This window comes from Endozoicomonas ascidiicola (assembly GCF_001646945.1).
Classification (GTDB): domain Bacteria; phylum Pseudomonadota; class Gammaproteobacteria; order Pseudomonadales; family Endozoicomonadaceae; genus Endozoicomonas; species Endozoicomonas ascidiicola.
The window spans coordinates 732,656-739,164 of record NZ_LUTV01000001.1 but is presented as its reverse complement, the minus strand read 5'-3'; the positions used below and the strand labels follow the sequence as shown (position 1 = coordinate 739,164).

6 protein-coding genes and 1 riboswitch are annotated in these 6,509 nt (G+C 46.8%); of the genes, 2 read left to right on the top strand and 4 right to left on the bottom strand.

Features of this window, described 5'->3' with window-relative positions:
• Nucleotides 1-192 precede the first annotated feature (192 nt).
• The 4 genes from AKL11_RS02980 to AKL11_RS02965 all read right to left on the bottom strand — a co-directional run bounded on the left by AKL11_RS02980 (nucleotide 193) and on the right by AKL11_RS02965 (nucleotide 3,974).
• On the bottom strand, nucleotides 193-1,365 hold the full coding sequence (locus AKL11_RS02980) for a Na/Pi symporter (RefSeq protein ID WP_172807228.1): 1,173 nt from the start codon (nucleotides 1,363-1,365) through the stop codon (nucleotides 193-195).
• A gap of 223 nt (nucleotides 1,366-1,588) precedes the next feature.
• Nucleotides 1,589-2,827, bottom strand: coding sequence for a molybdopterin molybdotransferase MoeA (moeA, locus tag AKL11_RS02975; RefSeq protein ID WP_067515113.1), 1,239 nt, complete (start codon nucleotides 2,825-2,827; stop codon nucleotides 1,589-1,591).
• Complete coding sequence (mobB, locus tag AKL11_RS02970; RefSeq protein WP_253705160.1) at nucleotides 2,820-3,389, bottom strand: molybdopterin-guanine dinucleotide biosynthesis protein B; 570 nt, start codon at nucleotides 3,387-3,389, stop codon at nucleotides 2,820-2,822. The genes moeA and mobB overlap by 8 nt, the downstream gene beginning before the upstream one ends.
• Nucleotides 3,390-3,407: 18 nt before the next feature.
• The gene (locus AKL11_RS02965) at nucleotides 3,408-3,974 is read right to left on the bottom strand and encodes a dihydrofolate reductase family protein (protein ID WP_067515111.1); all 567 of its coding nucleotides are present in this window, start codon (nucleotides 3,972-3,974) and stop codon (nucleotides 3,408-3,410) included.
• Between the two features lie 122 nt (nucleotides 3,975-4,096).
• A riboswitch (molybdenum cofactor riboswitch) is annotated at nucleotides 4,097-4,247 on the top strand.
• On the opposite strand from AKL11_RS02965, the gene moaA reads away from it, so the two are divergent.
• Both moaA and AKL11_RS02955 read left to right on the top strand, forming a co-directional pair.
• Nucleotides 4,236-5,240: a GTP 3',8-cyclase MoaA gene (gene moaA / locus AKL11_RS02960; RefSeq protein ID WP_366556841.1), complete on the top strand. Its 1,005-nt coding sequence runs from the start codon at nucleotides 4,236-4,238 to the stop codon at nucleotides 5,238-5,240. (Overlaps the previous riboswitch by 12 nt.)
• A 105-nt stretch (nucleotides 5,241-5,345) precedes the next feature.
• Nucleotides 5,346-6,461 (top strand): hypothetical protein, encoded by a 1,116-nt coding sequence (locus AKL11_RS02955; RefSeq protein WP_067515110.1) that lies wholly within the window; start codon nucleotides 5,346-5,348, stop codon nucleotides 6,459-6,461.
• Nucleotides 6,462-6,509 lie beyond the last annotated feature (48 nt).

The following is a 6,509-nucleotide window of genomic DNA, read 5'->3' as shown; positions in this document are numbered from 1 at the left end:
TAGTTATGGCAAAAAATGATCTGTAATTATACGTCTTGAATCGTTTTTCGTTTCATGCTTTGGATCAATTTATCTGCTCATTTAGAACCGTATGTTTCAAATGAGTTTTGGTTTATGCAACTGAGATAGAAAGGGGATGCTATTTAGGAGATGAAAACCATCGACATAGGTCGATGGTTTTAGGGGGGCAAATCAGGCGGTCAGAAAAATAATGATGCCTGGCAGGATAAAGAACGCAATGAACAGATAACCAAAAGCGTACATTCTGTTTTTTACTGCCAGATCAGACAGCTTGTCTGCCATAAACAGCGGAATCTCTCTTAACCACTTGATACCGTAAATCAGTACAACGGCAGATAAGTTAAAGAAGAAATGAACCATCGCGATGGTTAACGCCGGCAGAGCTGCTGGGCCCGTAATTGCTGTGGCTGCCAAAAGCGCAGTAATAGTAGTACCGATATTGGCACCCAGTGTGAAAGGGTACATCTGTCGCACGGTAAACAAACCATTCGCCACCATGGGAACCATCAGGCTGGTGGTGGTAGAAGAAGACTGAACCATTACTGTCATAGTCATACCAGACAAGATTCCGCTGACAGGACCACGACCAATCGACTTGTGAAGTGCATCTTTTGCTCTGCCCACCATGACTTTCTTCAGTAGCTTGCCAAGACGAACTACCGAGAAAAAGATCAGAACGATACCAATACCAATCATCGCGATACCAGATAGGGTACTGTCAGGCAAAACAGTAACGAAGCCTTTGATAATATCTTCAGCCGGTGCTGTCAGTGGTTTGATAAAGTTCAGGCCTTTCATCGACATATTCTGACTACCAACCAGCATACCAGCGACGTATGTTGATATCTTGGTGAGGAAGCCGGTGAACAGTTCCAGAGGCAGAAGGATCAGAACCGCCAGCCAGTTGAAGAAGTCGTGCACTGTAGAAGCAGCAAAGGCCTGTTTGAACTCTTTATGGCAGCGAATATGGCCAAGGCTGACAATCGTGTTGGTGATGGTTGTACCAATGTTGGCACCCATGATCATCGGGATAGCCAAATGTACCGGCAGGCCGCCTGCCACCAGACCGACGATAACAGACGTCACAGTACTGGAAGATTGAACCAGTGCTGTGGCAAGAGTACCGGCTAACAGACCCAGAATGGCATTGTTTGCGAAACTGAAAAGCTGTGCTGCCGCTTCACTGCCGCCGACTGCCATTTTAAAGCCGGAGCCAATAACACTAACAGCCACAAGCAGAGCGTAGATCCAGAGAACCACACGTAACCAGATACGACCATAGTGTCGTGTGGTTAGTGTTTCAAAGTCGACGCTCTGTTCAGAAGTTGATGTCATTTCAGACATAGAGTGTGCACCTGGTGCTTGTAAAGATGTGTGTAACTTAGCTTTTGTTTATGACAGTTTTATTACAAAATCTTCATATAGCTGACATATTTGAGCGGGAGCACGTTTATAAAATATCCGGGCTAATCCTCAGCATAAAGTTGGAGTGCTCAGGCAGATCAGCTATTGGTTCAGGAATAGAAAAGGCAGCTGTAAGTCTAAACAGCCGCCTGTTAACAAGAAGTTATTTCAAAAGTTCATCAAACAGCTGAACTTTTACGGTGCTTTCTGCATCAATATTTCCTTCCTCCTCAGCCAGAACAATATAGCAATCTGACTGACTGAGAGTGCTCATTACACCTGAACCTTGATTGCCGGTGGATATGACTTGCAGTGATCCTGCCTGATCTTGAACCAGCTTTCCTCGCTGAAAATCACGGCGGCCAGGTCTCTTTTTCAGGCCAGATTGAGAGGTCAGTGTTAATTCCACTGGTTTTTCTGGCGCTTGGTTCATCATATGACGCAGAGCAGGTGCAGCCAGTTGTTGAAATGTGACGGTTGCTGAAACGGGGTTACCCGGCAAGCCAAAGAAGACACTGTTCGGTAGCTGACCAAAAGCAAAAGGTTTACCGGGCTTGATTGCCAGTTTCCAAAATCCGGTTTCGCCCAGTTCGTCCAGAATGTCTTTCGTGTAATCAGCATCACCAACAGACACACCGCCGGAGCTGATCACTGCATCGGCTTGCTCATCGGCTTTAAGAAATGCGTCTCTTAACTGGGCTTTGTCGTCTGCTATTTTTCCAAGGTCGAGAATGTCGATGTTCATTTTCTGTAGCATCGCTTTGATAACAAAACGATTGCTGTCGTAAATATCACCTTGCCCTAATGGTTCGCCGGGCAGCTTGAGCTCGTCACCTGTGGAAAAAACAGCAACTTTTACTTTGCGATAAACCTTTACAGACGCCACCCCCAAAGAGGCCAGTAAGCCAACGTCCTGTGGGCGAATTCTGCGCCCGGGGGTAAATACCAAACTGCCACCGGGGATATCTTCACCAGCGTGACGAATGTTATTACCGGTTTTTTCTGGCTTACTGATGAATCGGATATGACTGCCAACCGTCTTGGTTTGCTCCTGCATGATCACCGTGTCGGCACCTTCAGGAATGCTGGCGCCGGTCATAATCCGGATGCAGCTGCCTGCAGGCATCGATTCCTTAAAAGGATGGCCGGCAAGAGACTGCCCGGCTAATGGCAGAGTAGCATTCGACTGTAAATCCTGAAGTCGAAGCGCATAACCGTCCATGGCTGAATTATCATGGGATGGCACATTAATGGGTGAGATGACTTCTTGTGCCAGCACTCTGCCCAGACTGTCTTCCAGTGAAATGTTGTCGATGTCGGTAACGGGGCGGACACTGCGAATAAGAATGTCCAGCGCTTCTTCCAGTCGCATTAATCCATCGGTTGCGCAGCAATCACTCATAGTGGTCCTCGTTGGGATTTTTGTAGGCATTGTCATTGAAAGCGTGACAAAACTGTTCAATAAAGGCAGCAATGTTTGCCGGATTGTTGATGTCCAGCTCCGTAATGGTGCTTGGTAGCGTAATACCGTCGTTTATATCCCAGGCTATCGCAATGATGTTTGGGTCTGATGGAAACAGGTAGGGTTTGTCATAATCACTGCGGTGCAGTTCGATTTTCGGGATGGGTGCTTCACGAAAGCCTTCGACAATGATTAGTTCCAGTGCGTCATGATCCAGAAGGTTTAGCTGTTCTTCAAGGCTACGCTCATGGCCTTGAGCGTATTCGGTGTAACAGATTGAACGACCAGGGGTGCTTAATACCAATTGGTGCGCGCCAGCTTGTCTTAAACGAAAGCTGTCTTTGCCCGGAGGATCCGGCTCAATGGTGTGGTGTGAGGCTTTTACCATCCCGATACGAAAGCCTCTATTCGTCAGGATAGGAATAAGCTGTTCAATCAATGTAGTTTTGCCGGTTCCACTATGGGCGGCAACACCGAGAACAGGGATAGTCAGTTTGATCACAGAAGTTGCCATGCAATGTCAGGCTTCACGTTTTCTCAGGTAATGACGTTGAACCAGTTGGTTGTTGAGTACTTTGGTATCGATGTTTTCAAACCATAGTCGTTGATCTGGTTCGCCAAGCCGTTCACCAAATTTTTCACCAAATAAAGGTGTTCCACTACCCAGAACTACCGGGATATCAGTCAGAATCAGTTCATCAATCAGATCTTTTGCCAGTAGGCTTTGAATCGTTTGGCCTCCGTCAATATAAAGGTTTTTGAAACCCTTGCTGTGAAGAGACTCAATAGCTTCCTCTACCGGTGAGCAGATATGGCAGACTTTGTCGTTTAGCTCAGCAGGAACGCTGGTGAGCATGGATGTGCTGATAACAAATACTGGCTTTTCATAGGGCCAGGGTACATCAAAGCCAATGACCGTTTCGTAGGTTTTCCGACCCATTAATAACGCATCAATGCGATTCATAAAGGCAGAAAAGCCGTAATCGTCGTTTTCTGGGTTGGGTATCTGATTGAGCCAGTCAAGGTTTCCATCACTGTCTGCAATATAGCCATCAAGACTTTGAGCAATATAGACAATATTGGCCACAGCTAGTCTCCTTTATAAACAGGTGGCAAGTGTATAGAAGAATTACGTACTGTACGAACAAAACAATAGCGTCTCAGGCATGGTTTTGCAGCGGATAAGCGGGTAGGATTCGGGGTAAATCGTTTAATCGCGAGCGCCGAGCTTTAGCACCTAAAGAGATGCATTCTTCACAGAGCAGTCTCCATGGACTAAAAGCCGCAGCCTTGGCTGCCAGGGTAATGGAAGAAACTCTATTGCCTCCCGCATTTGGAAAGGTGTTCTATGGAATCTACTTCTCGCTCTATGCCCGAGGGGTTGCAGGATATTCAGGGTCGAACGTTTCCCTACCTGCGCCTGTCGGTGACTGATTTATGCAACTTCCGCTGCAACTATTGTCTGCCGGACGGTTGTGTTGATCATCATCACAATGATGCCCTGTCAGTGGACGAGATTCGTCGTCTGGTAACGGCGTTCGCCTATCTTGGTGTCCAGAAAATACGTCTCACCGGTGGTGAGCCGACTCTGCGTCAGGACTTTACCGACGTGGTTCATACTATCCGTCAGGTGTCTGGTATTAAAAAGCTGGCAATGACTACCAATGGCTATCGTATGGATAAAAGGGTTACCAGCTGGATGGATGCTGGCATCGATGCCATTAATGTCAGTGTGGATAGTCTTGATCCCCGCGCTTTTAAAGCCATTACCGGGCATGATCGGTTACGAGAGATTTTGTCGGGCATTCAGGCGGCATTTGATCATGGTTTGCCGTCCATTAAGGTTAATGCGGTGGCCATGAAAGGGGTGAATGACGATCAACTGGATGCGTTTCTGGAATGGATACGCAGTCACCCAATCTCAATCCGCTTTATTGAATTGATGCAGACTGGTGGGAATCTGGCGTTCTTTCAACAGCACCACTTTCCGGGAAAAACGATCCAGGAACTTCTGCTGGCGCGTGGCTGGGTGCGGAAGATGAGTGCGGCTGATGCCGGGCCGGCTCAGGAGTATTGTCACAGTGACTATCAGGGCACCGTTGGTTTGATTATGCCCTACAGTAAGGATTTCTGTAATGACTGCAATCGCCTTCGGGTGACCAGCCTGGGGCAGCTACAGCTGTGTCTGTTTGCAGAATCGGGCATTGATCTTAGAGATTTGTTGCAAAGTGATGATCAACAAGGTGCGCTGGTTATGCGTATTCGTGACTCTCTAAGATTGAAAGAAAGCGGCCACTTTCTGGACCAGGGGCTTACCGGTGGAACCCGCAACTTATCTCAGATGGGGGGGTGATCGAGGGAACTTTCTGTTGTTAGTACTGTCATCTATGTACGTTAGTTTAATATTAAGCGGGTGCATTTCAAGCCTGCTCAACGTGTACAGTACCAGGAGCAGGCAATGGACACAGCGATTAACAGTCAGCACTTACCCCACCCAGTGTTATCTTCTGAAGGGCGTGCAACAAGTGCTGACCCCGAAAGTAGTTTTCGTGGTCGTGATGTTAAGTTACAAAAGGTTGAGCGTTTTTTTGTCAAGATTGGAGCAACTATTAATAAAGGTCTTCAGTCTTTTAGTGCTCTCTGCCACCGTGTTATTTCAGTAATACTTACCCCTATTATCTGGCTTGCCGAAAACCGCTTTGGGTTGACTAAACTCGCTGGGCTATTGTTGGTTCCTTCTCAATTTGATGTGCTCTGTAACTCTAAACAGTGTACCAAGCTCATCAATGCCCTTTGTAAAGTGGAGTTTAAAGATGGTAGAAGCTATCGACAGATAGATGTTGAGGATGGCTCTACCAAGCTCAAAGCAGTGATTTGCTACCCTCCCGGCTGGAATTATCAGGATAATCCAACATCAAACTGCATTGTATTTAACAATCCAAATGGGATGGTGACAGGTCAGCTATTTAATCCCGAGGGCAAGTTCTGGTGTGATATGTTGCCTGGTTATCTTCAAAAACAAAGACATTGCCCTGTGATTATTTATGACTACAGCGGTACCGGACTCAATAAAACTCCCTCATCTCCCTGGCCTACTGGTGATACGATTATTCGTGATGGTTGCGCTGTTCTTAAGTACGCGGCAAAGCATTTTGGGCATATTGAAAACACCGGCACTTCTTTGGGAGGCGGTGTTGCTACGGTTAGCCTTGAGAAACTGGTGAGTGAGGGCATGCTGGAGGAAAAACGCGCAAACCTGATAAGCCATGATTCATTTACCTCAATACCAAGGGTTGTCATGCCCAGGTGTCATGCCTTCGCTGATTTTCTGGGTTTGCTGGTGGGCGGAACGGTTAATGCGGAACGGTCAATGAATAAATTGATCGACAGAAGTGTGTCGGTAAAAGTACTCAATAATAAAAAAGATCACGTGATTCGTGATGGTGCGAGAATGTCTGGCTTTGCATCCTGCTATGCCAAGAGGCTTAATGTGAGTGTTTATGAAAGTGCCGAAGGTCAGGGGCATATGGCCTTACCTTATAAATTTAGGGAGGCACTTAAAGACCCTGCTTAAGTTTTTTGTTACTGGCGCACAGAAATTATGTTTAGAGCTATTATTGAT